Source organism: Pseudomonas sp. FP1742 (genome assembly GCF_030687145.1).
In the GTDB taxonomy this organism is placed as follows: domain Bacteria; phylum Pseudomonadota; class Gammaproteobacteria; order Pseudomonadales; family Pseudomonadaceae; genus Aquipseudomonas; species Aquipseudomonas frederiksbergensis_D.
On sequence record NZ_CP117460.1, the window covers coordinates 5,162,334 to 5,188,522 of the forward strand.

A 26,189-nucleotide genomic window follows, 5' to 3' on the forward strand; every position below is an offset into this window, starting at 1 on the left:
ATTTTTTACTTATATTTCAATAGGTTAATCTTTAGGCGAAATCTGTATCCGCTTCTTTTGCATGATCTGTCAATTGGCCTGCATGCAGAATGCCTGTATTTTCCAGTCTGTTTTGAATCAAGACGATCGATGATGAATCCTGAAAAACTCGAATTGCTGATCACCCGAGAAATGCCCTTCGGTAAATACAAGGGCCGCATCATCGCTGACCTGCCCGGCCAGTACCTGAACTGGTTCGCCCGCGAAGGTTTCCCTCATGGGGAACTGGGTGGTTTGCTGGCGTTGATGCAGGAAGTCGACCACAACGGCCTGTCGGAGCTGCTCGAACCGCTGCGCGCCAAACACGGCAAGCCCGCCCCTCGTCACTGAACCGCCCCCATCGCACCGAGAAGCTCATGCCCGAAAACACCCGCCGTGCCCGTGATGAAGGCTTTTGGCAGACCTTTGCCGACCGCTACGCTGTCGAACCCGGCCCCCTGAACCTGGAAAACGGTTACTTCGGGCGCATGTCGCGCACGGTGGTGGAGGAATATCAACGCAACATCGAACTCATCAATCGCGGCAACTCGGTGCATGTGCGCCAGCGCTTCGAACAGAGCGAAAGCGTCAAGATTCGCGCGCAACTGGCCGAACTGATCGACGCACCGGCCGAGGCCGTCGCCTTCACCCGCAATGCCTCCGATGGCCTGCAATCGCTGATCCGCAACTACAATCGCCTGGAACCTGGAGATCAGGTCCTGCTGTGCGACCTGGAGTACGACACGGTCAAGGGTGCCATGCGTTGGCTGGCCCGCTATCGAGGCGTGGAAGTGATCGAGATCGAGCACCATCACCCCGCCACTTTCGACAGTTTACTGGCCACTTACCGTGATGCCTTTGTGCGTTACCCACGACTGAAACTGATGGCCCTGACCCATGTCACCCATCGCACCGGCCTGGTGATGCCGGTGCAGGCGATTGCTACCGCCGCCAGAGAACACGGCATCGACGTGATCCTCGATGGCGCCCACGCCCTCGGCCAGATCGAGTTCAAACTCGATGAACTGGGCATCGCCTTTGCCGGCTACAACCTGCACAAATGGATCGGTGCGCCGCTGACTCTCGGCTTCATTTACATCGCGCCCGAGCGCTTGGCCGACATCGACCCGGACATGGGCGAGATGCATTTCCCGGTCACCGACATTCGCGCCCGCACGCCCTACAGCACCCCGAACATTCCGGCCCTGCTGACCCTGCCGCTGGTGTTCGAGGAACATCACGCCATGGGTGGTTCCGTCGCCAAGAGCACGCGGCTCAACTACCTGCGCAATCGATGGGTCGATGCCGTCCGGGGGTTACCGGGGATCGAAGTCATGACCCCCGATGACCCGCGCCTGTATTGCGGCATCACCTCCATGCGCTTTACCCGGCATGCAGACCAACAGGCGATGGTCGATCGTTTGCTCAACGACTACAACCTGTTTACCGTGGTGCGTAGCGGCGCAGCATGTGGCCCGTGCATCCGCATCACGCCGGGGCTCACCACCACGGCAGACGACATGGATACGCTGGCCCGGGCACTGAGCGAATTGCGCTGACGTCATACGGTGTATTTGTCGAAGTCCTCGGGCTTGATCTGCGATGACACCGCAAACGTGTCGACACCGATGGTCATTTGCCCGAAAAAGCCGTCTTCATTCGAGTCTCGACCGATGGCGTGAATGCTCAGGGTCGAGGCTTCGCCGCCCATGCGTTGATAAAACAGATCCTCCTCATTGGTCAGCGGTGAGACGGCTCGACCGCTGTACTCACGAGCGTTGAGCACCGACCTTGATGCGACCTCGGGAAAGTAAAGCTGGCCGACCCAGGCGACATGCCGCTCTTCCAGATAGTTGTTGCCGGCAGTAATTCGTACCGCGACATGTATGTGCAGCGCGCGACCGGCATAGAACCCCGGATAAATCGTGGTAAACCGCACGATGCCCTTTTTGTCGGTGAATTGCCCACCACGCAGGTAGGTATCGTCGTCGGTGCGCGGGATCGACCCGATATCATCCACATCGACTTCCTTGTCCGGATTGACCTTGCTCCAGCCCGAATACGCCCCCCGCGCATTGCAATGCCAGATATCGACCAATGCCCCGGTTACCGGCTGACCGGTCATCGCATCGACGATCGTCAGCCGCAGCACCAGGGGGATGCCGTCCATGCCTTCGCTGACGTTTCGTCTGATCAGTTTCGGGTTTCGAAAATACGGGCCCGCGACCTGTTCGGGTGACAGTTGGTGAACCGGTAGAGGGGGGATGATTACAGTGTTGTCGTCCATGACGTTCTCTCTTCCATAAGATGAACGCAGGTTAACGCTGGACGAGCGGCGGGATGCGGTAACTATGTATCACATGATGTCCTGTGGGAGCGGGCTTGCTCGCGAAGGCGGCATCACATTCAACAGTGTTGTCGGCTGACGCACCGCTTTCGCGAGCAAGCCCGCTCCCACAGGTTTTTCACCGGGCAAAAAAAAACGGTGCACCGACCAAGCGCACCGTAAAGCCGTAGAACACACAACGAGTGTCAGGTAAATCAGATCAGTCCAGCAGCGCCAACGCCTCGGCGGTGCACTCCTGGATGCGGGCCCAGTCGCCGTTCTTGATCCATTCAGGGTCAAGCATCCAGCTACCGCCCACGCACATCACGTTTTTCAACGCCATGTAGCTTTTGATGTTGGCCGGGCTGACACCACCGGTCGGGCAGAACTTAACTTCGCCGAACGGGCCGCCCAACGCCTTGATGGCCGCGACGCCGCCGCTGACTTCCGCCGGGAACAGCTTGAAGCGGCGATAACCCAGGCAATAGCCTTCCATGATGCCGGAGGCGTTGCTGATGCCTGGCAACAGCGGGATCGGGCTGTCGACGCTGGCTTCGAGCAGATCTCGGGTGATGCCCGGCGTCACGATGAACTGCGAACCGGCGGCTTCGGCAGCGGCCAGCATGCTGCGATCGAGTACCGTACCGGCCCCGGTCACCAGCTCCGGGCGTTTCTCGCGCAGAATCTGGATCGCCTTGAGGCCGAACTGCGAACGCAGGGTCACTTCCAGCGCCGTCAGACCACCGGCCGCCAGGGCGTCGGCCAACGGCAGCACGTCCTGTTCACGCGCGATGGTGATCACCGGCAGGATCCGCGCCTTGGCGCAAAGGCTGTCGATCAGGGCAACTTTGTCCGCCATGGAAACGGTCGGGGATGTGTTTTTCATAGCGGCTGATCCTTGGTTCATGGGCACCAGTAAATCTCTAACGTAGGTTGCAGAAACGCCCGAATCGGCATGGCGGCGACATCGTCACCGGCCAGTGCGGCGCTCAGGGTGGTCAGCTTGGACTGACCGGAAATCGATAGAACGGTGTACTTGGCCGAAGCCAGCAGTGCGCGACTCATGGTCAGGCGCTGATGGGGTACGGTCGGCGCCAGCATCGGCCAGCAACGACGAGTACCATCGACCTTCAAGGCATCGGCCAGGTTCGGGCTGTTGGGGAACAGCGACGCGGTGTGACCGTCGTCGCCCATGCCCAGCACCAGCACGTCGATCGCCGGCAGTTCGGCGAGCAAGCGATCAGCTTGCTCGGCGGCCTGTTCCAGGTTGGCGGTGGCACTGTAGAGGCTCAGGAACTGGGCCTTGGCCGCCGGGCCTTGCAACAGGTAACGCTTGAGCAGACCGGCATTGCTGTCGGCATGTTCTACCGGCACCCAGCGCTCGTCAGCCAGGCTGATCACCACCTTCGACCAGTCCAGCGCCTGCTTGGCCAGGTGCTGGAAAAACGCCACCGGGCTGCGTCCACCGGACACCACCAGCGTCGCGGTACCTTGTGCGGCAATCGCGTCGCTCAGTTGTTTGGCCACTGCCAATGCCAGGCCTTCGGCCAGCAGCACCGGGCTTTTGAATTCATGGGCGCTGACGCCCTGGGGCAGTTTCAATTCAGATATCGCCATACCACGACCTCCCGTCCCGCGTGATCAATGCAATGGAGCTCATCGGCCCCCAGGACCCGGCCGCGTACGGCTTGGGCGCATCACCGGATTTTTTCCACCCGGCGATCAACTGGTCACACCACTTCCACGCGGCTTCGATTTCATCTTTACGGACAAACAGGTTCTGATTGCCACGCATCACTTCCAGCAACAACCGCTCGTAGGCATCGGGAATCCGTGCGCTGCGCCAGGTGTCGGAAAAATTCAGCTGCAACGGACCGCTGCGCAGCTGCATGCCCTTGTCCAGGCCTTGTTCTTTGGTCATCACGCGCAAGGAAATGCCTTCGTCCGGTTGCAGGCGGATGATCAGTTTGTTGCTGATCTGCAAGCGCTGCTCGGGGGCGAAGATGTAGTGCGACGGCTCCTTGAAGTGGATGACGATCTGCGACAGCTTCTGCGGCATGCGTTTGCCGGTGCGCAGGTAGAACGGCACGCCGGCCCAGCGCCAGTTGCGAATGTCGGCACGCAGGGCAACGAAGGTTTCGGTGTCGCTCTGGGTATTGGAATTAGGCTCCTCCAGATACCCGGGCACCGATTTGCCTTCGCTGTGACCGGCAATGTACTGCCCGCGTACCACTTGAGTGGTCAGGCCTTCCGGGCTGATCGGCGCCAGCGCCTTGAGCACTTTGACCTTCTCGTCGCGGATGCTGTCGGCGGACAGGTCGGCCGGCGGGTCCATGGCAATCAGGCAGAGCAGTTGCAGCAGGTGATTCTGGATCATGTCCCGCAGCTGGCCGGCCTTGTCGAAATAGCCCCAACGGCCTTCGATCCCGACTTGCTCGGCCACGGTGATTTCCACGTGGGAGATGTAATTCTGGTTCCACTGGGTTTCGAACAGGCTGTTGGCGAAACGCAGGGCGATCAGGTTCTGTACGGTCTCTTTGCCCAGGTAGTGGTCGATGCGGTAGGTGCGGTTCTCCGGGAAGAACTGCGCCACGGCGTCGTTGACCTTGCGCGAGGATTCCAGGTCCGAACCGATGGGTTTTTCCAGCACCACGCGGGTGTTTTCGGTCAGGCCGACCTTCGACAGGTTCTCACAAATGGCGCCATAAACCGCCGCCGGTGTGGCGAAGTAGGCAATCACCCGCTGGGCGCTGCCGGCCTGCTCGGCCAGGGCAACGTAATCGTCAGCCTTGAGGAAGTCGACATGCAGGTAGCTCAAACGGGCCAGGAAGCGCTCGAGTACGGCTTCATCCAGCTCTTTGGCGCCCACGTAGCGACGCAACTCGGTGGCGATGAACGCCAGATGCTGTTGCTCGCTGCCAGGTTCACGGGCCAGCGCGATAATGCGCGTATCCTCATGAAGAAGGCCGGCGCCATCGAGTTGATAAAGGGCAGGAAACAGCTTGCGCAAGGCTAAATCGCCGAGAGCGCCGAACAAGGCAAAGGTGCACGGTTCAACCGTAATCGAAGGCATGATGTTTGTTCTTTTATCAAGTTAAGCTACAAATACCTTTTTTCAAGGCATCACTCAAGGGAAAATGTAGTAATAACCACAACATTTTCGCAAAATACAGATTCCGAGTGGTGGTCGGTCGGAGCCATCAGTAGGATAGGCCACCGTTATGGGCCGTATCAAAGGCCCAATTTGCATTAGCCGAACGCTTATTTGCGCTGCTGACCTAAGGAACATGAAATGGACCGCGTGCGAAATTTACTGGAACAGATCCAGAATCGCCTTGAAGACCTGAACAAGGCAGAACGCAAAGTCGCCGAAGTGATCCTGCTCAACCCGGAGCAGGCCACCCGGTTCAGCATCGCCGCCCTCGCCCAGGCCTCTAAAGTCAGCGAGCCGACGGTCAACCGTTTCTGCCGTTCGTTTGGCGTTAGCGGCTACCCGGAACTCAAGCTTCAATTGGCCCAAAGCCTGGCCAGTGGCGCGGCGTATGTCAGCCGTGCGGTCGAGGCCGACGATAATCCAGAGGCCTATACCAAAAAGATTTTCGGCAGCGCCATCGCTTCTTTGGACAGTGCATTACAGGCGCTTGATCCGAGCCTGATCAGCCGCGCCGTCGACCTGTTGATCCAGGCCCGGCAGATCCACTTCTTCGGCCTCGGTGCTTCGGCCCCGGTGGCGCTGGATGCGCAGCACAAGTTCTTCCGCTTCAACCTGGCGGTGACTGCCCACGCCGATGTGCTGATGCAACGCATGATTGCCTCGGTGGCCCACACCGGTGAGTTGTTCGTGATCATTTCCTACACCGGCCGTACCCGCGAATTGGTGGAAGTGGCGCGCATCGCCCGGGAAAACGGCGCTTCGGTGCTGGGGCTGACGGCCGAAGGTTCGCCGCTGGCCAAGGCCAGTACCTTGAGCCTGAACATTCCGTTGCCGGAAGACACCGACATTTACATGCCGATGACCTCGCGGATCATTCAACTGACCGTGCTCGATGTACTCGCCACCGGCATGACCCTGCGCCGGGGCGTGGATTTCCAGCCGCATCTGCGCAAGATCAAGGAAAGCCTGAATGCCAGTCGGTATCCGATTGGCGATGAGTTTAATTAACCCAACCTGAGTTCTTTGTTGCCTGACAAGCCGCCTTCGCGAGCAAGCCCGCTCCCACATTAGATCTTCAGTGGACACAGCATTTGTGTTCAACACAGATCCACTGTGGGAGCGGGCTTGCTCGCGAAAGCGATACCCGCAACACCATGGATCTTGAGCTAAGCCCCAACCCGCGCCTGCAAACTCAAATGCGCCCGCTCCCCCGGTGCCAGGCACAGGCTGTCGGTGCCGCCGCTGGCCGCTTCCACACAGACAAACTCGGAAATCTCGTTCCAGCTCACGCCCAGCAGCGGCCGCGAACCGGGATGCCAGACCACCGTGTCCGCATGATCACCGGTATCGATGCACAGTTCGCGCTGCCAGGCGTGGTCCTTGAGCTGCAATTCGCCGTCGTGCTGGAACACGCGCTGACAACCACCGTCGACCCGCAACTCGCCTTCCTGTTGGCAAACCTGGCGGTTCAATTGATCGTAACCTTGCGCCCCGTCGAGCCCAGACAGCGCTATCTCACCGACGTCGCCAATACGCCAATAGGCGTGCAACGCCTGGCTCAGCTGGCACGGCATGTCGTCCTGATGCTCGGTGCTCAGCTGCAAATCCATGCGTTCGCCCAAATGAGCATGCAAGTCCACTTGCCAGTCGCACAGCTGTAACTGCCAATGCAGGTGCACGCCTTCGTCGTCACTGCTGCTGTCCAGCAGCTTCCAATCCAGCAGGCGCGCCCAGCCATGGGACGGCCAGGCGTTTTCGCTTGGGTGGCGGCCATACCACGGCCAGCACACCGGCACGCCGCCGCGAATCGCACCGACATGCGGCCATTTCGCCGCACACCACAGCCAGGGTTTCTGGCCCTTTGGCTGGAAGTGCAGCAACTGCGCGCCCTGACGACTGAACACCGCCTGACACAGCGGATGATCAATCACCAGCACGTCGCGCATCTGATAGCGCTCCCACGCAAACACCGGACGTTCGCGCAAGGACTTGAAGAAGCGTTGTAGCGGATGCTCAAGCATGTACCACGGTCCTGAAAATCATCTGTCACCCGAGGGTGCGCCGTCCCCCCAAAAAAAAGCGGACAGCCATGGCCGTCCGCAAATATGCGCACATAGAGAGGAGCTTATCGCAACAGCGTTAGAACACCGACTGAATTTTCAGACCAGCGACCAGCGCGTTATCAACTTCATCCACACCACCTGGGTGAGTGATGTATTGCAGGTTAGGACGCACCGTCAGCCAGTTGGTAACGTGGAAACCGTAGTTGATCTCGTAGTTGTACTCGGTGCTACGTAGTGGCGCGAACAGTGGATCGTTGTAGTCGGTGACACCATTGGCGGCGTTGACCAACTCAGAGTTTTTCTTCACGTCATCGTTGACATGGATACGGGAGAAACCGATCCCGACGTCGTCTTTTGGACGAGCATCGAACGGGCCTTTGTAAACAAACATCAGCGACTGGTAGTTGTCGACGAAGTTGGTGTCCTTGTCGTGGAAGGTGGCGTTGGCCGCGATGTTCAGACCGCGCGAAGCATCACCGTTATGGGTGGTCAGTTGTTGCTGCGCCACGAACCAGTAGCCGTGCTTGCTGTCATGGCTGCGATAGGCGTTGCGGGTGGTCGCTGCATCATTGCCGTCGTCGTCCTTACGCACGTCACTGGCGTCGGCCGTGCTCTTGTAGTAACCGACACGGTATTCGCCCGGCAGGTTGTTGACCTTCGGCGACCAGACCAATTCAACCGGCAAGACGGTGCCCTTGGTGCCACTGCCGCTGAGCTTGAAACCGTTACCGTGCTCAAGTTGCGATGGGTTCTGGTTGTACGCGCCGATCTGCGCATAGAACTCAGGCGTGATGTTGTACTTCACGCGAAGCGCTGCCTGCATGACCGGCCAGTTGTACCAGATACCGGTCGCCCAGTTACCCGCCTGGGAACCGCAGAATGCCAGGTTCTGGAACTCGCAAGGGAAGGTGTTGAAGTCTTCGCCTTCGCCGAAGTAACCGGCCTTGACGTCCAGTTTCCCGTCGAGGAACTGGTGCTTGATCCACAATTGGGTCAGACGGACCATGTGGCCACGGCCGTAGACTTCCTGGGAGGAACTCAAGGTGCCGGCACGCGGGTCGCCGACACGGTCATTGGAGATGTTCTGACCGTTACGGTTGGTGAGCTGGATCTTGGCCTGGGTGTTATCCCAGCCCCACAGCTTTTGCAGGTCCAGCGCCACGCCCAGACCAAACTGGTCGGCGTAACGCGCTGTCTTGTCGTCGTTGTAGCCGCCGTGCAGGTTGGCGCCCACTTCACCGACATAGTCGGCCTTGATGTCGATACCTTGCTCGATCAGCTTGGTCCGCTCGCCACCCCAGTCACCGGTCATCCACTGCGAATCAGCGCTGAACGCGTCAGCCGCGTGCACACTGCCGGCCAGCATCATCGCCGCAACCGCTGACAATTGGCAGATCAGCTGAGCGTTGTTGTTCTTCTTCATCCCTACATCCTCGTTTTATTGTTATTAACTGTTTTTATCTAACGCGGTTTACATCGATTGCGACGGATGTCTCCATCCGCCACGAATCCCCCCTGTGGGAGCGGGCTTGCTCGCGAAGGCGGTGTGTCAGTCGACATCACTGTTGAATGTCAGACCGCTTTCGCGAGCAAGCCCGCTCCCACATTTGATCTTCAGCGGCCTTTGAACTGGGCCACGTTGGCGCTGTGAGCTTCGGGTTTTGGCAGGCCGGCCACGCCCAGGCGCTCACCGGTCTTGGCATCGAACAGCAGCACTTTCGACGGATCGAATTGCAGCGTCAGGGTCTCGCCCGGGGCCGGTGCGACGTCCGGTGCCAGACGGCAGCAGACCTTGGTGTCGTTGAGATTGACGAATACCAGGGTGTCAGGACCGGTCGGTTCGGTGACCTGCACTTCGGCGCGAATGGTTGGCAAACCGTTTGGCTCGCCGTTCGCCAGCACGATCTGCTCCGGGCGCATGCCGAGGATCACTTCGCGGTCCTCGAGCCCGGCATCCTGCATGCCCAGCGGCAATTCGCAGCGCGCCTGACCGCTGTCGAGCAGCGCCAACAGACGGCCGTCCTTGCGTTGCAAACGCAGGGGAATGAAGTTCATCGGCGGCGAACCGATAAAGCTCGCCACGAACAGGTTGGCCGGGTTGTTGTAGATGTCTTTCGGCGTACCGAACTGCTGGATAATCCCGTCCTTCATCACCGCCACTTTGTCGCCCAGGGTCATCGCTTCGATCTGGTCGTGGGTCACGTAGACCGTGGTGGTTTTCAGGCGCTGGTGCATCAGTTTCATTTCGGTGCGCATCTCGACCCGCAGCTTGGCGTCGAGGTTGGACAGCGGTTCGTCGAACAGGTAGATCTTCGGCCGCCGCGCCAACGCCCGGCCCATGGCCACGCGCTGTTGCTGACCACCGGAGAGCTGACCCGGCTTGCGGTTGAGCAGGTGTTCGATTTGCAGCAGCTTGGCCACGCGAGCGACTTCCGCGTCGATATCGGCGGCGGGCATTTTGCGGATCTTCAAACCGAACGCGATGTTTTCGCGCACGCTCATGGTCGGGTACAGCGCGTAGGACTGGAACACCATGGCGATGTCGCGGTCTTTGGGGCTCATGCCGCTGACGTCCTGGTCACCGATCATGATCGCGCCGCCGGTGATGGTCTCAAGGCCGGCGATGCAATTCATCAGGGTCGATTTACCGCAACCCGAAGGGCCCACAAGAATCAGGAATTCACCGTCCTTGATCGACAGCTCAATGTTCTTGAGGGTGTCCGGCAGGCCGGGGCCATAGGTTTTGTTTACATTGCGAAGTTCGAGCGTAGCCATGATTACCCCTTGACTGCGCCGGCCGTCAGCCCGCGCACGAAATACTTACCTGCGACCACATAGACCAGCAGGGTCGGCAGCCCGGCGATCATTGCCGCCGCCATATCAACGTTGTATTCCTTGGCCCCGGTACTGGTGTTGACCAAGTTGTTCAACGCCACCGTAATGGGTTGCGAGTCACCGCTTGAGAACACCACGCCGAACAGGAAGTCGTTCCAGATCTGGGTGAACTGCCAGATCAGGCAGACCATGATGATCGGGGTGGACATCGGCAGGATGATCAAGCGGAAGATGGTGAAGAACCCCGCGCCATCGAGCCGCGCCGCCTTCACCAGCGCATCGGGAACGCTGACGTAGTAGTTACGGAAAAACAGAGTGGTGAACGCCAGGCCGTAGACCACGTGCACGAACACCAGGCCTGTCGTTGTGCTGGCCAGGCCCATCTTGCCGAGGGTGAACGAGGCCGGCAGCAGGACCGTCTGAAATGGCAGGAAGCAACCGAACAGCAGCAGGCCGAAGAACAACTGCGACCCGCGAAAGCGCCACATCGACAGCACATAGCCGTTCAACGCACCGATGGCCGTGGAGATCATTACCGCCGGAACGGTGATCTTGATCGAGTTCCAGAAGTACCCGTCAACCGTGCCCCAGGCCTTGATCCAGCCAATACCGCTGACCACGGTCGGCCAGCTCAGCAGGTTGCCGGAGTTGATGTCTTCCGGCGTCTTGAAACTGGTCAACAGCATGACCACCAGCGGTATCAGGTACAGCAATACCGCAAGGAGCAGCACGCCATAGATCGCGATGCGACTCAGGCTGATGGCAGGTTTGGCAGCGAAACTAGTCATGACGTTTGGCCCTCAGCTCGGAGTACAGGTAAGGCACGATGATCGCGAGAATCGCACCGAGCATCAGAATCGCACTGGCCGAGCCCATGCCCATCTGGCCGCGACTGAAGGTGAAGGAATACATGAACATCGCAGGCAGATCGGAGGAATAACCCGGGCCACCGGCGGTCATTGCCGCCACCAGGTCGAAACTCTTGATAGCAATGTGGGCCAGGATCATCACTGCGCTGAAGAACACCGGGCGCAGGCTCGGCAACACCACTTTCAGGTAAATGCGCGGCATGCTCGCGCCATCGATCTGGGCGGCACGGATGATCGATTGATCAACGCCACGCAGACCGGCGAGGAACATCGCCATGATAAAGCCCGAGGCTTGCCATACCGCCGCGATCACCAAGCAATACACAACGCGATCCGGATCGATCAACCAGTCCAGGCGAAAGCCTTCCCAGCCCCAGTCACGCAGTAATTTGTCCAGGCCCATGCCCGGGTTGAGCAGCCACTTCCAGGCGGTACCGGTGACGATCATCGAAAGCGCCATCGGGTACAGGTAAATGGTGCGAATGAAACCTTCGCGACGAATGCGCTGGTCAAGAAACACCGCCAGCAACACACCGATCACCAAGGTGATGCCAATGAACATGCCGCCGAAAAGCGCCAGGTTCTTGCTCGCTACCCACCAGCGATCGTTGTCGAACAGCCGCTGGTACTGCGCCAGCCCCGCCCATTTGTAAGTCGGCAGGAAGGTCGAAGTGGTGAACGACAGGACGAAGGTCCACAGGATATAGCCATAGAACCCCACCAGAACAATGAACATGCTCGGCGCCAGCACCAGCTTGGGGAGCCAGCGCTGCAGTGCATCGAACGGCGAGGCCTTGCTGAACACAGCAACAGAACTCATGGGAAGATCCAGTACGAAGAGAAAGGATTACAAGCGCTTTCCCTTGTAGGAGCGGCCTTCTGTGGGAGCTGGCTTGCCTGCGATGGCATCACCTCGGTGCAACTGATAACCCGAGGTGTCTGCATCGCGGGCAAGCCCGACTCCCACAAAATCCCTCCCACAGGGGGGCGCGGCTAACGGTTACTTGGCCGCTTTGATGGCAGTGCCGAGTTGCTTGGCGGCAGTGGCAGGATCGGCTTTCGGATCGTTGATGAAGTTGGTCACGACATCAAAGAAAGCACCCTGTACCGCCAGCGTGGTCGCCATGTTGTGCGCCATGCTCGGCTGCAAGCCACCGGACTTGGCGTCCGCCAGGAAGTCTTTGGCAGCCGTCTGGGCGCAGGAGTCGAAACCGTACTTGCCCATGTCGCTCAGCATGTCGTTTCGAACCGGGATCGAGCCCTTGTTGATGCTGAAGACTTTCTGGAAGTTCTCACCCAGCACGACCTTGGCAATGTCCTGCTGAGCTGCAGCAGTGCCCTTGTCTTTCTGCTTGAACACGGCCAGCGAGTCGATGTTGTAGGTAAAGGCCTTGTCGGTGCCCGGGAAGGCTACGCACTCGTAATCCTTGCCGGCGACTTTCTTGGCCGCTGTCCACTCGCTCTTGGCCCAGTCACCCATGATCTGCATGCCGGCCTTGCCGTTGATGACCTTGGCCGCCTCCAGGTTCCAGTCCTGGCCTTTGCCGTCGGCGTCCATGTAGGTCGCGACTTTCTTCAGCTCGGTCAGCGCCTTGACCATGTCAGGACCGGTCAGCGCCGCGTTATCCAGATCGACCAGGGCTTTCTTGTAGCCATCGACGCCCATGACCGACAGGACCACCGCTTCGAACACGGTGCTGTCCTGCCAAGGCTGGCCACCGTGGGCAAGCGCAATGAAGCCCGCAGCCTTGAGCTTGTCACCGGCCGCGTAGAATTCCTGAAGGGTGGTTGGCGCTTTTTCGATGCCGGCTTTCTTGAAGACTTCCGGATTGATCCACAACCAGTTGACGCGGTGAATGTTCACCGGCACGGCCACATAGTTACCGTCGTACTTCACGGTATCGGAGACTTTCTTGTCGAGCAGGCTGTCCCACTTCTCAGTTTTGGCAGTGTCTTTCAAGACGTCGGTATCGAGCAGACCGGTAGACGCCCATTCCTGAATGTCCGGACCTTTGATCTGCGCTACGCCCGGCGGGTTACCGGCCACGGCGCGGCTTTTGAGTACGGTCATGGCAGTAGCACCGCCACCGCCGGCGACTGCGCCGTCTTTCCAGGTGAAGCCGTCTTTTTCGACTTGAGCCTTGAGCACATCGACAGCTGCTTTTTCACCACCAGACGTCCACCAGTGAACGACTTCCACCGAACCTTTGGAATCGGCGGCAAGGGCACTGAGCGGGAATGCTGCAACGGGAAGCAGTGAAGCGAGAGAAATGACAGTAGCGAGGCGAGAAATCGCATTCATCTAGTAGTACCTTTCTTGTTGTTATGCATGCAAGTCTGGTGCTTGCGCTGCATGGATTCTAAACAGGAGTCATCCCTTCGCAGGTAACGAAGGGACGTTCGAATGTCACCACATGGTTACACAGGAGCGCTCTGGGACAATTGCGCCAGCGCACTGGCCATACTCGGCGCCAGCGGCAGGCGCGGGATCAATACAGCCTGCCAGGCGTGATACAGGTCGGGTTTACCGGCCCAGATATCGGCGCTCGGACGGTTCAGCGGATCGAGCTCGTGATGCCAGCTGCCATCGCAGCGGTCGATGAAATGACGATCACAGAATTCCCAGAACAGTCGGTACCAGCGCTCGTATTGCTCGTCACCGGTGCGTTTGAGCAGCGCACTGGCGGCGGCGCTGGCCTCGCAATGAGTCCAGTGCAAACGATGACGAACCACCGCGCGATTGTCCCAGTCGAGGGTGTAGACAATGCCCGGCGCGCCGTCGACGTCCCAGCCGTGACGGCAATTGTGCTCGAAGAGTTTTTGCGCATCGGTGACCAGCCACCCCGGTGTGAGCATCCCGGCTTGCACCCGGGCCGCTTCAAGGTGCAGTAACAACCGTGCCCATTCGAAACCATGACCCGGCGTGGTGCCGTAAGGACGGAAACCGTCGGCCGGGTTGTCGTGGTTGTAGTCGCGCAGCGGCTGCCAGTCGCGGTCGAAATGCTCGACCACCAGGTAATCGTTGGCGGCGGCGTGTTCGTGAATGACACGCTCGACGATGCGCTGTGCGCGAATCAGCCAGCGGTTGTCCTCGGTGACATCGGCCAGGGCGAGGAAGGCTTCGGTGGCGTGCATGTTGCTGTTGGCGCCGCGATAGGCTTCATCACAGCTCCAGTCGCGGTTGAAGGATTCGCGCAGGGCGCCCTCCTCCTCGCTCCAGAAATGGCTGTCGATGATGTGGATCGCCTCATCGAGCAAGGCTTGCGCACCGGGACGCTGGGCAACCACCGCAGAACTCGCGGCCAACGCCACGAAGGCATGCAGGTAAGCGGCTTTGCCGGTATTGCCGTCGTGGTGTTCGGGGGTGGCGAACCAGCCACCGTGCTCGGCGTCACGCAGCGGCCCGCTGAGGGCTTTGATGCCGTGGTCCACCAGTTCGGCGAAACCCGGCAGGCCCTGGATATGAGCCATGGCGAAGCTGTGGGTCATGCGCGCGGTGTTCATGGTTTCAGCTTGGGCGCTGGCTGGAAGGCGCCCCTTTTCATCAAGGCTGCCGAAACCTTCGGCAAGCTTTGAAGCCCTGGCAAACGCCAGCAGGCGCAGGCCTTCGGCGGCGAGCCATTGCTGATGGGCAGGCGCGTTCAGCCAACTGCTGAAGGCGGGTTGGAAGGTGTCCATGCGATACCTTTTTTTGTTGTTATGACTGGGACCAGTCTAAACAACGGTCGGTGGCGGGCAGGTAACGAAGGGGGTGAGTTATGTCACCGGGCTGTGACATTTACCTTAAGAGATGTATTGAAGGGACTGACGTCTTCGCGAGCAAGCCCGCTCCCACAGTGGTTCTGCGTCGTACACAAATCCAATGTGGGAGCGGGCTTGCTCGCGAAGAACGATAACGCGGTCTTCCTAATCAACACTACGCGGCAACTGCAACGTCACGCGCAACCCGCCTTCACGCAGGTTTTGCAGGCTGACTTCACCGCCATGGCTATGGGCGATGTTGCGCGCAATCCCCAGCCCCAGGCCATACCCCTGCTGCTGCCCGGCCAGGCGGAAGTGCGGCTCGAACACTTGCTCCAGCCGCTGCTCCGGCACGCCCGGGCCTTCGTCGTCGACATGCAGGACGAACGCACTCTCGTCGTCATCGATGTGCAGATGCGCGTTCTGCCCGTACTTCAAGGCGTTGTCGATCAGGTTGCCGATGCAGCGCTTGAGCGCCAGTGGCTTGCCGGGATACGGCGCCAGCGCCCGCCCCTGCTGGGTCACGCGGCCATTGCCGTTAGGCGCCAGATACGGTTCCACCAGGCAGTCGAGCACATGGTTGAGGTCCACCGGCTCGATGTTTTCGTGGATGTCAGTGTCTTTCACGCATTGCAGCGCACCTTTGACCAGCAACTCCAGCTCATCCAGATCGCGACCGAACTTGGCCTGCAGCTTTTCGTCTTCGAGCAATTCAACCCGCAGTCGCAACCGGGTGATCGGCGTGCGCAAGTCATGGGAGATTGCGCTGAACAACTGGCTGCGCTCGGTCAAGTAACGGCTGATGCGCTCGCGCATCGCATTGAAAGCGCGCCCCACCTCCACCACTTCACTGCCACCGCCCTCGGCCACCGGTTCGACTTCGGCGCCCAGGGACATGTCCCGCGCCGCCCGCGCCAATCGCTTGAGCGGTCGGCTCTGCCAGTGCACCAGCAGGCCGATGAACAGGAGCAAGAAGCCGCTGGTAAGTACGATGAACCAGACTTGCTGCGCCGGCAGGCCTTGCTCTTCGAGACTGGTGTAGGGCTCGGGCAACAGCGAAGCGATGTACAGCCATTCCCCCGGCGCCATCTGGATTTGCGTGACCAGCACCGGCGGGTTCACTGGCTCCAGGGTCAACGCGTAGTGCGCCCAGGAGCGTGGCAATTCATCGAGTTTCAGCCCGCTATTGAAGATCCGCAGGTCTTCGGGGCTGACGAACGTCACCGAAATATCCGCGTCCTGGCCCAGCGACTGGCGCAGCACCTCGTCCACCGCTTTGAGCACCGCTTCTTTGCGCGGGGTGATCGGCAGCACTTCCATGCCTAAGGGTTTGTCGTTGAGGGTCACCACGAACCGGGTGCCGCCCATGCTGCGCAACTGGTCGAGCACCAGCGGCCGAAACGCCACCGGCAATGAGCGGAAATAGCTGACGCTGGCCGTCATCGAATGGGCCAGGCTGCGGGCGCTGGTGACCAGGCCTTCGAGCTGGGTAGCACGCAGTTGCGAAACCCAGATCACGCTCGACAGCGTCTGGGCAAACAGCACCGCCAACAGGGTCAGCAGCAACATGCGCCCGAGCAGCGAGCGCGGCACCGGCACGCGCCCGGCGAGCTTGCGCAGGAACTCAGTGGCCATTGCCGGCAACCACGTTGGCTGCCAGTTGGTAGCCGCTGCCACGCACGGTACGGATCAGTCGCGGCGGTTTTTCGGTGTCGCGCAGGCGCTGACGCAAACGGCTGACCGCCATGTCGACGATGCGATCGAGCGGCATCAGGTCACGGCCACGGGTGGCGTTGCCGATGGTGTCGCGGTCGAGGATTTCCTGGGGATGATCGAGGAACAGTTTCAGCAGGGCGAAATCGGCGCCGGAGAGAATCACTTCCTCGCCGTCGGTGTGGAACAGCCGATGGCTGACCATGTCCAGCCGCCAGTCGTCGAAGGCCAGCACTTCACCGCCGGAGCGCTCCTGACCGAACTGCGCACGGCGCAACAGGGCTTTGATGCGCGCCTGCAATTCACGGGGGCTGAAGGGTTTGCCGAGGTAGTCGTCGGCGCCCAGTTCCAGGCCGATGACGCGGTCGGCCTCGTCGGAACTGGCGGTGAGCATGATGATCGGCACGTGGGCCTGGCGCGGGTGCTGGCGGATCCAGCGGCAGAGGCTGAAACCGTCTTCGTCCGGCAGCATCACGTCGAGGATCACCAGATCGCTCGGTGCCTCGTTCAGCGCCTGACGAAAGCCTGCGCCATCGGGCGTGGTGCGGACCTGGAAACCGGCACGAGTCAGGTAGGTGTCCAGCAACTCGCGTATCTCTTGATCGTCATCGACCAACAAAATCGACTTGTTGACTGAGCTCACGGGGCGGCATCCTTGTTGTTTGTGTTAGGGAGGATTATGCCTTAAGCACCGAATCTACAAACACTGCAGAACTACTGTGGGAGCGGCGGTGCGACGATTCGACTTGCTCGCGAAGGGGCCATCACATTCAACATCAACGTTGACTGACACACCGCATTCGCGAGCAAGCCCGCTCCCACATTTTTGATTGCATTTCAGGCTGGAATGGATTGCTCCAGCGCCACACCCGCGCCAACAAGGCCGGAATACGGCGCTGTCACCAGCCACACCGGAATGCCTTTGAAGTAATCGCTCATGCAACCCTTGTCGGCAAAGCACCGGGCGAAACCGCTTTTAACGAAAAAGTCGGCAAACCGTGGAATCACCCCGCCAACGATGTACACACCACCCCGTGCACCGGTGGTCAGCACATTGTTGCCGGCCACGCGGCCGAGCCAGCAGCAGAACTGCTCAAGCACTTCCATGGCGATCGGATCACCCGCCAGCCCGGCCGCCGTGATCGCCTCAGGTGTGTCGAGCACAGGCGTGTGACCATCCACCGCGCAGATCGCCCGGTAGACCCGCGGCAAACCACTGCCGCTCAATGCCGTTTCAGCGCTGACATGGCCGATCTCGTTGTAGATGTGTTGCCACAGTTGGGTTTCCCGCGGGCTGCTCAGCGGCAGATCGACGTGACCGCCCTCCCCCGGCAACGCGGCAAAACGGCCTTCGCCCAGATCGAGCAACGTGCCTACGCCCAAGCCGGTACCCGGACCGATCACCACCGCCGGCCGCAACGGCTCCGGCGTGCCTTCGCAGACCACCCGGAACTCGCCCGGCTGCAAGCGGGTCATGCCCAGCGCCATGGCCGAAAAATCGTTGACCAGCAGCAGTTGATCCACCTGCAAGGTCTTGCAGAAACCCTTGCGGCTGAGCCGCCAGTGATTGTTGGTGAACTTGAATTCATCACCGCTCACAGGGCCCGCCACCGACAGGCACACCGAACCGATCGCACCCGGCGCCAGGCCGAGCCCGTTCAGGTACAGCGCAATCGCTTCTTCCGGGGTGGAGTGGTCTGCCGTTGCCAGCACCTGGACTGATTCCAGCTGCTGGTTTTTCCACAACGCGAAACGTGCGTTGGTCCCACCGATGTCACCGACCAAAGCCAGTTTCAATTAAGCGTCTCCAGGGCAGAAGTAAAGGCGCTGGCGCCTTGCTCTGCGGAGCTGAAGGCCATGCGCATGAAACCAAACAGTTCGCGACCGGTGCCGATGTTGTTGCCCAACAGACCTTTGGCCGGCTCCCGTGCTGCGAATTCTTCGGCGTCCACCTTAAGCTCCAGGGTGCCTTTGACGCCATCGACGCGGATGATATCGCCCTCACGCACCCGTGCCAAAGCACCGCCCACATAAGCTTCGGGGCTGACGTGGATCGCCGCCGGGATTTTCCCCGAGGCGCCGGACATGCGCCCGTCAGTCACCAACGCAACTTTGAAGCCACGGTCCTGCAACACGCCGAGGAACGGCGTCATTTTGTGCAGTTCCGGCATGCCGTTGGAGCGTGGCCCCTGGAAGCGCATCACCGCGACAAAATCCTTCTCCAGCAGCCCGGCCTTGAACGCATCGGCCAGGTCCTGCTGATCCTGGAACACCATGGCCGGGGCTTCGACGACCTGGTTTTCCAGGGCGACCGCCGAGACTTTCATCACGCCACGGCCGAGGTTGCCTTCCATCACCCGCAAACCGCCCTCTGCCGAGAATGCGCGAGCCACTGGGCGCAGGATGTTTTCGTCGAGGCTTTCGATCGGGCCTTCGCGCCAGACCAGCTCGCCGTTTTCGAGGAACGGCTCTTTGGTGTAGCGGCTCAGGCCGTGGCCGAGCACGGTGTTGACGTTTTCATGCAGCAGGCCGGCTTCCAGCAGTTCACGGATCAGGAACGACATGCCGCCCGCTGCCTGGAAGTGGTTGATGTCGGCTTTGCCGTTCGGGTACACGTGGCTCAGGGTCGGCACCACCTCGGAGAGGTCGGCCATGTCCTGCCAAGTCAACTGGATGCCTGCGGCCATGGCGATGGCCGGCATGTGCAAAGTGTGGTTGGTCGAGCCGCCGGTGGCGTGCAGGGCCACGATCGAGTTGACCAGCGAACGCTCGTCGACGATTTCGCCGATCGGCAGGAAGTTGCCATTCTGCTTGGTCAGGCGCGTGACCTGATGCGCCGCTTCGCGGGTCAGGGCATCGCGCAACGGGGTGTTCGGGTTGACGAACGAGGCGCCTGGCAAGTGCAGGCCCATGACTTCCATCAGCAACTGGTTGGTGTTGGCGGTGCCGTAGAAGGTGCAGGTGCCAGGGCTGTGGTAGGACTTCATCTCCGATTCCAGCAGCTCTTCGCGGGTCGCCTTGCCTTCGGCGTAGCGCTGACGCACATCGGCTTTCTGCTTGTTGGAGATGCCCGACACCATCGGCCCGCCCGGCACGAAAATCATCGGCAGATGACCGAAACGCAACGCGCCCATCATCAGGCCCGGCACGATCTTGTCGCAGATGCCGAGCATCAGCGCGCCGTCGAACATGTTGTGGGACAGCGCCACGGCGGTGGACAACGCGATCACTTCACGGCTCGGCAGGCTCAGTTCCATGCCTGGCTCGCCCTGGGTCACGCCATCGCACATGGCTGGGGTGCCACCGGCGAACTGGCCGACGGAGCCGATTTCGCGCAGGGCTTTTTTGATCTGTTCAGGAAAGACTTCGTACGGCTGGTGCGCCGAGAGCATGTCGTTATATGACGAAACAATTGCGATGTTGGCGGAGTTCATCATCCGCAAGCTGTGCTTGTCGTCGCTGCCACATCCGGCCACGCCGTGGGCGAAGTTGGCGCATTGCAGCTTGCCACGCATCGGGCCGTCACTGGCGGCGCCACGGATCAATGCAAGGTAAGCCTCACGTGTGGCGCGGCTGCGGGCGATAAGCCGTTCGGTGACCTCAAGGACGCGGGGATGCATGTGTAGAACTCCAGGCTAACGGATGTGGCGACCTGATTGTCTATGCTGATCAAACGCCGTTGTGATCGGGATGACAGACGGCTTTCTTGATCATTCGGACCAGTTGATTCAGGTCACTCGTTGTAGATAAAACAAAATATTGCCACTAAAAAGGCTTGTTTTCTATTTTTTTGCGAATAATCTTGTAATTCCAACAACAAAACGACGGCGGCGCTGTAAATGACTCTTCGAATCGCAATCAATGGTTTTGGCCGTATCGGCCGTAATGTCCTGCGCGCACTGTATACCCAAGGCTATCGCCAGGATCTGCAGATCGTGGCAATCAACGACCTGGGCGACAGCTCGATGAATGCTCACCTCCTGAAATACGACACCGTTCACGGCACATTCGATGCCGATGTCCAGCACGATCAGGAAAGCCTGACCGTCAACGGCGACCGTATTTCGGTCAGCGCCATTCGCAACCCGGCCGAATTGCCTTGGGCCGCGGAGAAGGTCGACGTCGTATTCGAATGCACCGGTCTGTTCACCGACCGTGCCAAAGCCGCCGCCCATATTACGGCCGGCGCGCGCAAAGTGATTATCTCGGCCCCGGCCAAAGGCGCCGACGCCACTGTGGTTTATGGGGTTAACCACGACATTCTGCGCCAGTCGCACCAGATCATCTCCAACGCCTCGTGCACCACCAACTGTCTGGCCCCGGTGGCCCAGGTGCTGCACCGCGAGCTGGGCATCGAAAGCGGTCTGATGACCACTATTCACGCCTACACCAACGACCAGAACCTGACCGACGTCTACCACACCGACCCGTACCGCGCCCGTTCCGCCACCCAGAACATGATCCCGAGCAAGACTGGCGCCGCTGAAGCGGTAGGCCTGGTGCTGCCGGACCTGGCGGGCAAACTGACTGGCATGGCGGTGCGTGTTCCGGTGATCAACGTATCGCTGGTGGACCTGACCGTGCAGCTCAAGCGCGAAGCGTCGGCCGATGAAGTCAATGCACTGCTCAAACAAGCCAGCCAGCACTCGAAGATTCTCGGCTACAACGCCCTGCCGCTGGTATCCAGCGACTTCAACCACAACCCACTGTCGTCGATCTTCGACGCCAACCACACCAAGTCCAGCGGCAAGCTGCTCAAAGTGCTGGCCTGGTACGACAACGAATGGGGCTTCTCCAACCGCATGCTCGATAACTGCCTGGCGCTCTGCAACGCAGAGTAAACCGTGGAGCAGCAACCGATGATCGGTATCAGCTTTACGCAAAAGACCATGGCGGCGCGCAAGCGTATCGCCCTGGTCGCCCATGACCACTGCAAAGTGTTTTTGTTGGACTGGGCCGAGCGACAGAAAGACAAACTCGCGCAGCATGAACTGATCGCCACCGGCACCACGGGGTTGTTGTTGCAACAACGCCTCGGCCTGCCGGTAGAAAGCATGATCAGCGGTCCACTGGGCGGCGACCAGCAACTCGGCGCGCAAATCGCCGAGCAGCGGGTCGACATGCTGGTGTTCTTCTGGGACCCGTTCGAACCGCAACCCCACGACCCGGACATCAAGGCATTACTGCGGGTCGCGGCGGTGTGGAACATCCCGGTGGCCTGCAACGAATGCAGCGCCGACTACCTGCTCAGCAGCCCGTTGATGGATCAGGCTCACGAACACCGCATCCCGGATTACGCGACCTATCTGCAGGGGCGCGGGTAAAGCGCTGGCATAAATCCTCTGTGACAACAGGCTCGCTCCCACAGGGCAATACACATCCCTGTGGGAGCGGGCTTGCCCGCGAAGGCGTCAAGTCAGCCAACTCAAATTCTGAACTCAGCCAACAGCCCCCCCCCCCCCGCCACTGGGAATTACTCAGTCGGCACCACCTTATCCAGCACCTGATTCACAGCCAGTTCAGCCAACATCACCACCTGCGCGATACCCAGCAGGGTTTTGCGGTGGGTGCCTTCCAGCAAGGCCGCGAAGTCGTTGAGCATGACGGTGGCCGAGCCCAGGGTTTCGCTGGCGTTGACCAGCATCGGCTCGGTGGCGGCCGCCGGGTTGGCCAGGTACAGCTTGTTGGGTTGGTAGGGTGTGGCCATGACCGTGGCCGCCGGGTTGAGGTAATGGTCGAGGGCGCGCTCGGCGGCTTCGTTGAGTTTTCTGGAATCGGGGGATTCGTAGGGGGAGACCGGATCGGTGACCGGTGGGTTAGGCGTAGGCTTTATCATTTTCAGGTTCCAAAATAATGCTGGAACCTCTTCTCTGCTAAAAGAAGGGGTGACAGCTGAACGCAGGTTAGCAGACCGGGGAACCTAAGGAAGCCGGCGCGCCGAAGCGCCCTGCGTACAGCCGCCATCAAATGCAGGCATGGAGCCTGACTGATAGTGCGCGTACGACCTTAGGTTAACCACGGGCTGCTAAACCCGATCACTGGGAATCAGTGATGCGAATCAAGTTACCGACCGGCCCCAAGGCGCACAAGCCGGCGGATTCTGGCGCAGGCGTAGGCAACGGCGCAAGGTTTCGTGGGCTTTAGGACGTAACACAGGGTGTCGTTAAACATTCATTCTGGATCGTGTGTATTGGCGCTCGGAAATCGATGAATACCCTGACAGATCGGTCTTGCTCCCACAGGATTTCATCTGGCCGAGCCGTCTTTTTGAACTATGCTCGGGCTCTCGCTCCGGAGGGCCTTCGATGACTGATTTACTCACGTCCATTCAAGCCGCACTCGGCTTGCCTCACATCCCAATCCCGTTCACCTCGAGCGGCGCCCTGCCCTCGGCTTTTGCCGTGACCGATCTGGCCTGCGCCAGCATCGCCGCCGCCGGCCAGGCCGCCAGCGAACTGCTGCATCAACAAACCGGTCGCTTGCCCAGCCTTGAAGTTGACCGCCGCCTGGCGTCGTTCTGGTTCGCCACCTCGATCCGCCCCGTGGGTTGGAGCGTCCCGCCGTTGTGGGATCCGGTCGCCGGCGACTATGCAACCAAGGATGGCTGGATCCGCCTGCACACCAACGCGCCCCATCACCGCGCCGCTGCTGAATCAGTGCTCGGCGCCTGTGCCGACCGCACAGCGATGGCGAGCAAAGTGGCTCAGTGGGCCAAGAGCGATCTGGAACAGGCGGTGGTCGAGGCCGGTGGTTGCGCCGCCGAGATGCGCAGCTGGAAGCAATGGCAAGCTCACCCCCAAGGTCGGGCCGTGAACGCCGAGCCGTTGATTCAGTTCAGCGTCGGTGGCAACCAAACCGCCAAACCGTGGCAGGGCTCGGTGGCGCAACCGTTGGCCGGGATCAAGGTGCTGGACCTCACGCGAGTGCTCGCCGGCCCGATCGCCAGCCGCTTCCTCGCCGGGCTCGGCGCCGATGTGCTGCGCATCGACCCACCGACCTGGAACGAACCGGGGGTGGTGCCGGAAGTCACCTTGGGCAAACGTTGTGCGCGCCTGGATCTGCACGACAAAGCCGATCGCGCGGTATTCGAAAGCCTGCTCAAAGACGCCGACATTCTGCTCCACGGCTACCGCGCCGATGCTTTGGAACGCCTGGGTTACGGCACCGCCCAACGCCAGGCACTGGCCCCCGGCCTGATCGATGTTTGTCTCAACGCCTACGGCTGGAGCGGCCCTTGGCAGAACCGTCGCGGCTTCGACAGCCTGGTGCAGATGAGCAGCGGGATTGCCGACGCGGGCATGCACTGGAAGAAGGCGGATAAACCGACACCGCTGCCGGTCCAGGCCCTTGACCATGCCACCGGGTATTTGATGGCGGCCAGTGCGATCAAGCTATTGGGGCACGGTGGCTCTGCACGGTTGTCACTGGCACGGACGGCGAAGCTGTTGATCGAGCATGGCACCGGAACCAACGAGCCATTGCGCGCAGAGGATGACCTCGATCAAGGGATGTTGATTGAGCAAACACCGTGGGGGCCAGCCCATCGGTTGCAGGTGCCGTTGAAGATCACCGGGACGCCACTGCAGTGGGCGCTGCCAGCCGGGGAATTGGGTGCCCATCGCGCGCAGTGGTGGTGATCATCAGATAGCTATCGCGGGCAAGCCCGCTCCCACAGGTACAGCGTGATCCTGTGGGAGCGTGGCTTGCCCGCGATGAGGCCAGAACAGTCACTGCAAATACCTCAACGCTGCAAAGCAGTGACTTTTAACTAAATAGATAAAGCGAAATAACCTTAATCAATTAGTCTCAATAGCGTCTTTTATTTATCGCTGAATAATCTATAGCTTCAGCGCCTGCTTTTTTTACATCAACATCTGTATGCCCGACAAAGATACATAAGTCTTTCAATAACAATGGAATGTGCCCATGCACTGATCTATATCAGCTGATTGAACAGCCAACGGAATTACGCTGTGGCCTCTCTTCTCCTGCAATGGAGTCATGCAATGTCTGAAAACCCCGGAAAACTGAAACTCGGCGCGCTTGTTGCGTTAGTGGTCGGTTCAATGATTGGTGGCGGGATCTTTTCTTTGCCCCAGAACATGGCCGCCAGTGCTGACGTCGGTGCTGTTCTGATTGGTTGGGCAATTACCGCGGTGGGCATGCTGACCCTGGCCTTCGTCTTCCAGACCCTGGCCAATCGCAAGCCTGAGCTGGATGGCGGTGTTTATGCCTACGCCAAGGCCGGTTTCGGCGACTACATGGGTTTCTCGTCGGCCTGGGGATACTGGATCAGTGCCTGGCTGGGCAATGTGGGTTACTTCGTTCTGTTGTTCAGCACCCTCGGTTACTTCTTCCCGCTATTTGGAGAGGGAAATACTCCTGCCGCCGTCATCGGTGCTTCGCTGCTGCTTTGGGCCGTGCACTTTCTGGTTTTACGAGGAATCAAGGAAGCGGCGTTCATCAACCTGGTGACCACCGTCGCCAAGGTCGTACCGCTGCTGCTGTTTGTGTTGATCGCATTGTTCGCCTTCAAACTGGAGATCTTCACCGCCGACATTTGGGGCATCAAAAACCCTGATCTGGGCACTGTGATGAACCAGGTGCGCAACATGATGCTGGTCACTGTGTGGGTGTTCATCGGCATCGAAGGCGCGAGCATCTTCTCGGCCCGTGCCGAAGTACGCAGCGATGTGGGTAAAGCCACCGTCATCGGGTTCATCACCGTGCTGCTGTTCCTGATGCTGGTGAACGTGTTGTCCCTGGGGATCATGACCCAACCCGCGCTGGCGAAACTGCAGAACCCATCGATGGCCGCGGTGCTGGAACATGTGGTCGGTCACTGGGGCGCGGTGCTGATCAGCGTCGGCCTGATCATTTCCTTGCTCGGGGCGCTGCTGTCGTGGGTGCTGCTGTGCGCGGAGATCATGTTCGCCGCCGCCAAGGACCACACCATGCCGGCGTTTTTGCGCCGGGAAAACGCCAACCAGGTACCGGCCAACGCGCTGTGGCTGACCAACGCGATGGTGCAGCTGTTCCTGATCATCACACTGTTTTCGGCCAGCACTTACCTGTCGCTGATCTACCTCGCCACCTCGATGATTCTGGTGCCGTACCTGTGGTCGGCGGCTTATGCCGTGCTGCTGGCGGTACGCGGCGAGAGCTATGAAAACGCCCTGGCCGAACGCAGAAAAGATTTGATCATCGGTGGCATCGCGTTGATCTACGCGATCTGGCTGCTGTACGCCGGCGGCGTCAAATACCTGCTGCTCTCCGCCCTGCTGTATGCCCCCGGCGCGCTCCTGTTCGCCAAGGCCAAGCTTGAAGTCGACAAACCGGTTTTCACTAACGTCGAGAAGCTGATTTTCGCCGCCGTCGTCGTAGGCGCCCTGGTGGCGGCCTATGGGCTGTATGACGGCTTTCTGACCCTTTAGCACTGTTGTGAAAAGCAGCACCTGATTGTTTTCATC

At 60.0% G+C, this 26,189-nt stretch carries 23 protein-coding genes; 7 read left to right on the forward strand and 16 right to left on the reverse strand.

The genetic code is table 11. The annotated features are described in order from the left end of the window. The first annotated feature begins 132 nt into the window (after positions 1–132). Both PSH64_RS23390 and PSH64_RS23395 read left to right on the forward strand, forming a co-directional pair. Positions 133–369 (forward strand): DUF3820 family protein, encoded by a 237-nt coding sequence (locus PSH64_RS23390; protein WP_305481202.1) that lies wholly within the window; start codon positions 133–135, stop codon positions 367–369. A 26-nt stretch (positions 370–395) separates the two neighbouring features. Then, a complete protein-coding gene (locus PSH64_RS23395; protein WP_305478861.1) occupies positions 396–1,577 on the forward strand; it encodes an aminotransferase class V-fold PLP-dependent enzyme in 1,182 nt (393 codons plus the stop codon). A gap of 2 nt (positions 1,578–1,579) precedes the next feature. Here the strand turns inward: PSH64_RS23395 and PSH64_RS23400 are convergent, their stop codons facing one another. The 4 genes from PSH64_RS23400 to zwf form a co-directional block, all read right to left on the reverse strand. Further along, the gene (locus PSH64_RS23400; RefSeq protein WP_305478862.1) at positions 1,580–2,305 is read right to left on the reverse strand and encodes an intradiol ring-cleavage dioxygenase; all 726 of its coding nucleotides are present in this window, start codon (positions 2,303–2,305) and stop codon (positions 1,580–1,582) included. Positions 2,306–2,564: 259 nt separating this feature from the next. Then, positions 2,565–3,230 (reverse strand): bifunctional 4-hydroxy-2-oxoglutarate aldolase/2-dehydro-3-deoxy-phosphogluconate aldolase, encoded by a 666-nt coding sequence (locus PSH64_RS23405; RefSeq protein ID WP_305478863.1) that lies wholly within the window; start codon positions 3,228–3,230, stop codon positions 2,565–2,567. Between the two features lie 17 nt (positions 3,231–3,247). Next, entirely contained in the window at positions 3,248–3,961 is a 714-nt protein-coding gene (pgl, locus tag PSH64_RS23410; RefSeq protein WP_105346523.1) for a 6-phosphogluconolactonase, read from the reverse strand. Then, positions 3,948–5,417, reverse strand: coding sequence for a glucose-6-phosphate dehydrogenase (gene zwf, locus PSH64_RS23415; RefSeq protein WP_018926464.1), 1,470 nt, complete (start codon positions 5,415–5,417; stop codon positions 3,948–3,950). The genes pgl and zwf overlap by 14 nt, the downstream gene beginning before the upstream one ends. Positions 5,418–5,645: 228 nt before the next feature. Here zwf and PSH64_RS23420 point away from each other — a divergent pair, with 228 nt between their 5' ends. Beyond that, positions 5,646–6,506 (forward strand): MurR/RpiR family transcriptional regulator, encoded by an 861-nt coding sequence (locus tag PSH64_RS23420; RefSeq protein ID WP_177319492.1) that lies wholly within the window; start codon positions 5,646–5,648, stop codon positions 6,504–6,506. Positions 6,507–6,664: 158 nt separating this feature from the next. On the opposite strand, the gene PSH64_RS23425 is transcribed toward PSH64_RS23420, so the two are convergent. The 11 genes from PSH64_RS23425 to edd all read right to left on the reverse strand — a co-directional run bounded on the left by PSH64_RS23425 (position 6,665) and on the right by edd (position 20,339). Beyond that, positions 6,665–7,519 carry a D-hexose-6-phosphate mutarotase gene (locus PSH64_RS23425; protein WP_305478864.1) on the reverse strand — a complete coding sequence of 285 codons (855 nt, stop codon included), beginning with the start codon at positions 7,517–7,519 and terminating at the stop codon, positions 6,665–6,667. Positions 7,520–7,637: 118 nt separating this feature from the next. Beyond that, entirely contained in the window at positions 7,638–8,984 is a 1,347-nt protein-coding gene (locus PSH64_RS23430) for a carbohydrate porin (RefSeq protein ID WP_305478865.1), read from the reverse strand. A gap of 191 nt (positions 8,985–9,175) precedes the next feature. Further along, positions 9,176–10,336: an ABC transporter ATP-binding protein gene (locus tag PSH64_RS23435; RefSeq protein ID WP_105346531.1), complete on the reverse strand. Its 1,161-nt coding sequence runs from the start codon at positions 10,334–10,336 to the stop codon at positions 9,176–9,178. A 2-nt stretch (positions 10,337–10,338) separates the two neighbouring features. After that, on the reverse strand, positions 10,339–11,184 hold the full coding sequence (locus tag PSH64_RS23440; protein ID WP_019581464.1) for a carbohydrate ABC transporter permease: 846 nt from the start codon (positions 11,182–11,184) through the stop codon (positions 10,339–10,341). Then, entirely contained in the window at positions 11,177–12,085 is a 909-nt protein-coding gene (locus tag PSH64_RS23445; protein WP_018926470.1) for a carbohydrate ABC transporter permease, read from the reverse strand. Before PSH64_RS23445 ends, PSH64_RS23440 begins: the two co-directional genes overlap by 8 nt. A 180-nt stretch (positions 12,086–12,265) precedes the next feature. Then, positions 12,266–13,567 carry an ABC transporter substrate-binding protein gene (locus tag PSH64_RS23450; RefSeq protein ID WP_305478866.1) on the reverse strand — a complete coding sequence of 434 codons (1,302 nt, stop codon included), beginning with the start codon at positions 13,565–13,567 and terminating at the stop codon, positions 12,266–12,268. Between the two features lie 116 nt (positions 13,568–13,683). Beyond that, complete coding sequence (locus PSH64_RS23455; protein ID WP_305478867.1) at positions 13,684–14,943, reverse strand: AGE family epimerase/isomerase; 1,260 nt, start codon at positions 14,941–14,943, stop codon at positions 13,684–13,686. A gap of 228 nt (positions 14,944–15,171) precedes the next feature. Further along, the gene (locus PSH64_RS23460) at positions 15,172–16,641 is read right to left on the reverse strand and encodes an ATP-binding protein (protein WP_105346539.1); all 1,470 of its coding nucleotides are present in this window, start codon (positions 16,639–16,641) and stop codon (positions 15,172–15,174) included. Continuing rightward, positions 16,631–17,362 carry a response regulator gene (locus PSH64_RS23465; protein ID WP_007934711.1) on the reverse strand — a complete coding sequence of 244 codons (732 nt, stop codon included), beginning with the start codon at positions 17,360–17,362 and terminating at the stop codon, positions 16,631–16,633. The genes PSH64_RS23460 and PSH64_RS23465 overlap by 11 nt, the downstream gene beginning before the upstream one ends. A gap of 194 nt (positions 17,363–17,556) precedes the next feature. Beyond that, positions 17,557–18,516, reverse strand: a complete 960-nt coding sequence (locus PSH64_RS23470; protein ID WP_305478868.1) for a glucokinase — start codon at positions 18,514–18,516, stop codon at positions 17,557–17,559. Further along, the gene (gene edd, locus PSH64_RS23475) at positions 18,513–20,339 is read right to left on the reverse strand and encodes a phosphogluconate dehydratase (protein ID WP_019581468.1); all 1,827 of its coding nucleotides are present in this window, start codon (positions 20,337–20,339) and stop codon (positions 18,513–18,515) included. Before edd ends, PSH64_RS23470 begins: the two co-directional genes overlap by 4 nt. Before the next feature lie 219 nt (positions 20,340–20,558). On the opposite strand from edd, the gene gap reads away from it, so the two are divergent. Next, positions 20,559–21,560 (forward strand): type I glyceraldehyde-3-phosphate dehydrogenase, encoded by a 1,002-nt coding sequence (gap, locus tag PSH64_RS23480; protein WP_018926476.1) that lies wholly within the window; start codon positions 20,559–20,561, stop codon positions 21,558–21,560. Between the two features lie 18 nt (positions 21,561–21,578). Continuing rightward, a complete protein-coding gene (locus PSH64_RS23485; protein WP_018926477.1) occupies positions 21,579–22,043 on the forward strand; it encodes a methylglyoxal synthase in 465 nt (154 codons plus the stop codon). Positions 22,044–22,192: 149 nt separating this feature from the next. Here the strand turns inward: PSH64_RS23485 and PSH64_RS23490 are convergent, their stop codons facing one another. Next, a complete protein-coding gene (locus PSH64_RS23490) occupies positions 22,193–22,555 on the reverse strand; it encodes a DUF6124 family protein (RefSeq protein ID WP_096480962.1) in 363 nt (120 codons plus the stop codon). Positions 22,556–23,024: 469 nt separating this feature from the next. Between PSH64_RS23490 and PSH64_RS23495 the strand changes: the two genes are divergently transcribed. Both PSH64_RS23495 and arcD read left to right on the forward strand, forming a co-directional pair. Further along, positions 23,025–24,356, forward strand: coding sequence for a CoA transferase (locus PSH64_RS23495; RefSeq protein WP_305478869.1), 1,332 nt, complete (start codon positions 23,025–23,027; stop codon positions 24,354–24,356). A 369-nt stretch (positions 24,357–24,725) separates the two neighbouring features. After that, positions 24,726–26,153 (forward strand): arginine-ornithine antiporter, encoded by a 1,428-nt coding sequence (gene arcD / locus PSH64_RS23500; protein WP_305478870.1) that lies wholly within the window; start codon positions 24,726–24,728, stop codon positions 26,151–26,153. Positions 26,154–26,189: the final 36 nt, after the last annotated feature.

Bases quoted from the DNA above. Each gene is read 5' to 3' on its own strand.
- PSH64_RS23450 (WP_305478866.1), bottom strand. From the start codon at position 13,567: ATGAATGCGATTTCTCGCCTCGCTACTGTCATTTCTCTCGCTTCACTG.
- pgl (WP_105346523.1), bottom strand. From the start codon at position 3,961: ATGGCGATATCTGAATTGAAACTGCCCCAGGGCGTCAGCGCCCATGAA.
- PSH64_RS23430 (WP_305478865.1), bottom strand. From the start codon at position 8,984: ATGAAGAAGAACAACAACGCTCAGCTGATCTGCCAATTGTCAGCGGTT.
- PSH64_RS23400 (WP_305478862.1), bottom strand. From the start codon at position 2,305: ATGGACGACAACACTGTAATCATCCCCCCTCTACCGGTTCACCAACTG.
- gap (WP_018926476.1), top strand. From the start codon at position 20,559: ATGACTCTTCGAATCGCAATCAATGGTTTTGGCCGTATCGGCCGTAAT.
- PSH64_RS23445 (WP_018926470.1), bottom strand. From the start codon at position 12,085: ATGAGTTCTGTTGCTGTGTTCAGCAAGGCCTCGCCGTTCGATGCACTG.
- PSH64_RS23425 (WP_305478864.1), bottom strand. From the start codon at position 7,519: ATGCTTGAGCATCCGCTACAACGCTTCTTCAAGTCCTTGCGCGAACGT.
- PSH64_RS23460 (WP_105346539.1), bottom strand. From the start codon at position 16,641: ATGGCCACTGAGTTCCTGCGCAAGCTCGCCGGGCGCGTGCCGGTGCCG.
- PSH64_RS23435 (WP_105346531.1), bottom strand. From the start codon at position 10,336: ATGGCTACGCTCGAACTTCGCAATGTAAACAAAACCTATGGCCCCGGC.
- PSH64_RS23390 (WP_305481202.1), top strand. From the start codon at position 133: ATGAATCCTGAAAAACTCGAATTGCTGATCACCCGAGAAATGCCCTTC.
- PSH64_RS23485 (WP_018926477.1), top strand. From the start codon at position 21,579: ATGATCGGTATCAGCTTTACGCAAAAGACCATGGCGGCGCGCAAGCGT.
- PSH64_RS23490 (WP_096480962.1), bottom strand. From the start codon at position 22,555: ATGATAAAGCCTACGCCTAACCCACCGGTCACCGATCCGGTCTCCCCC.
- PSH64_RS23405 (WP_305478863.1), bottom strand. From the start codon at position 3,230: ATGAAAAACACATCCCCGACCGTTTCCATGGCGGACAAAGTTGCCCTG.
- zwf (WP_018926464.1), bottom strand. From the start codon at position 5,417: ATGCCTTCGATTACGGTTGAACCGTGCACCTTTGCCTTGTTCGGCGCT.
- arcD (WP_305478870.1), top strand. From the start codon at position 24,726: ATGTCTGAAAACCCCGGAAAACTGAAACTCGGCGCGCTTGTTGCGTTA.
- PSH64_RS23440 (WP_019581464.1), bottom strand. From the start codon at position 11,184: ATGACTAGTTTCGCTGCCAAACCTGCCATCAGCCTGAGTCGCATCGCG.
- PSH64_RS23395 (WP_305478861.1), top strand. From the start codon at position 396: ATGCCCGAAAACACCCGCCGTGCCCGTGATGAAGGCTTTTGGCAGACC.
- edd (WP_019581468.1), bottom strand. From the start codon at position 20,339: ATGCATCCCCGCGTCCTTGAGGTCACCGAACGGCTTATCGCCCGCAGC.
- PSH64_RS23455 (WP_305478867.1), bottom strand. From the start codon at position 14,943: ATGGACACCTTCCAACCCGCCTTCAGCAGTTGGCTGAACGCGCCTGCC.
- PSH64_RS23495 (WP_305478869.1), top strand. From the start codon at position 23,025: ATGACTGATTTACTCACGTCCATTCAAGCCGCACTCGGCTTGCCTCAC.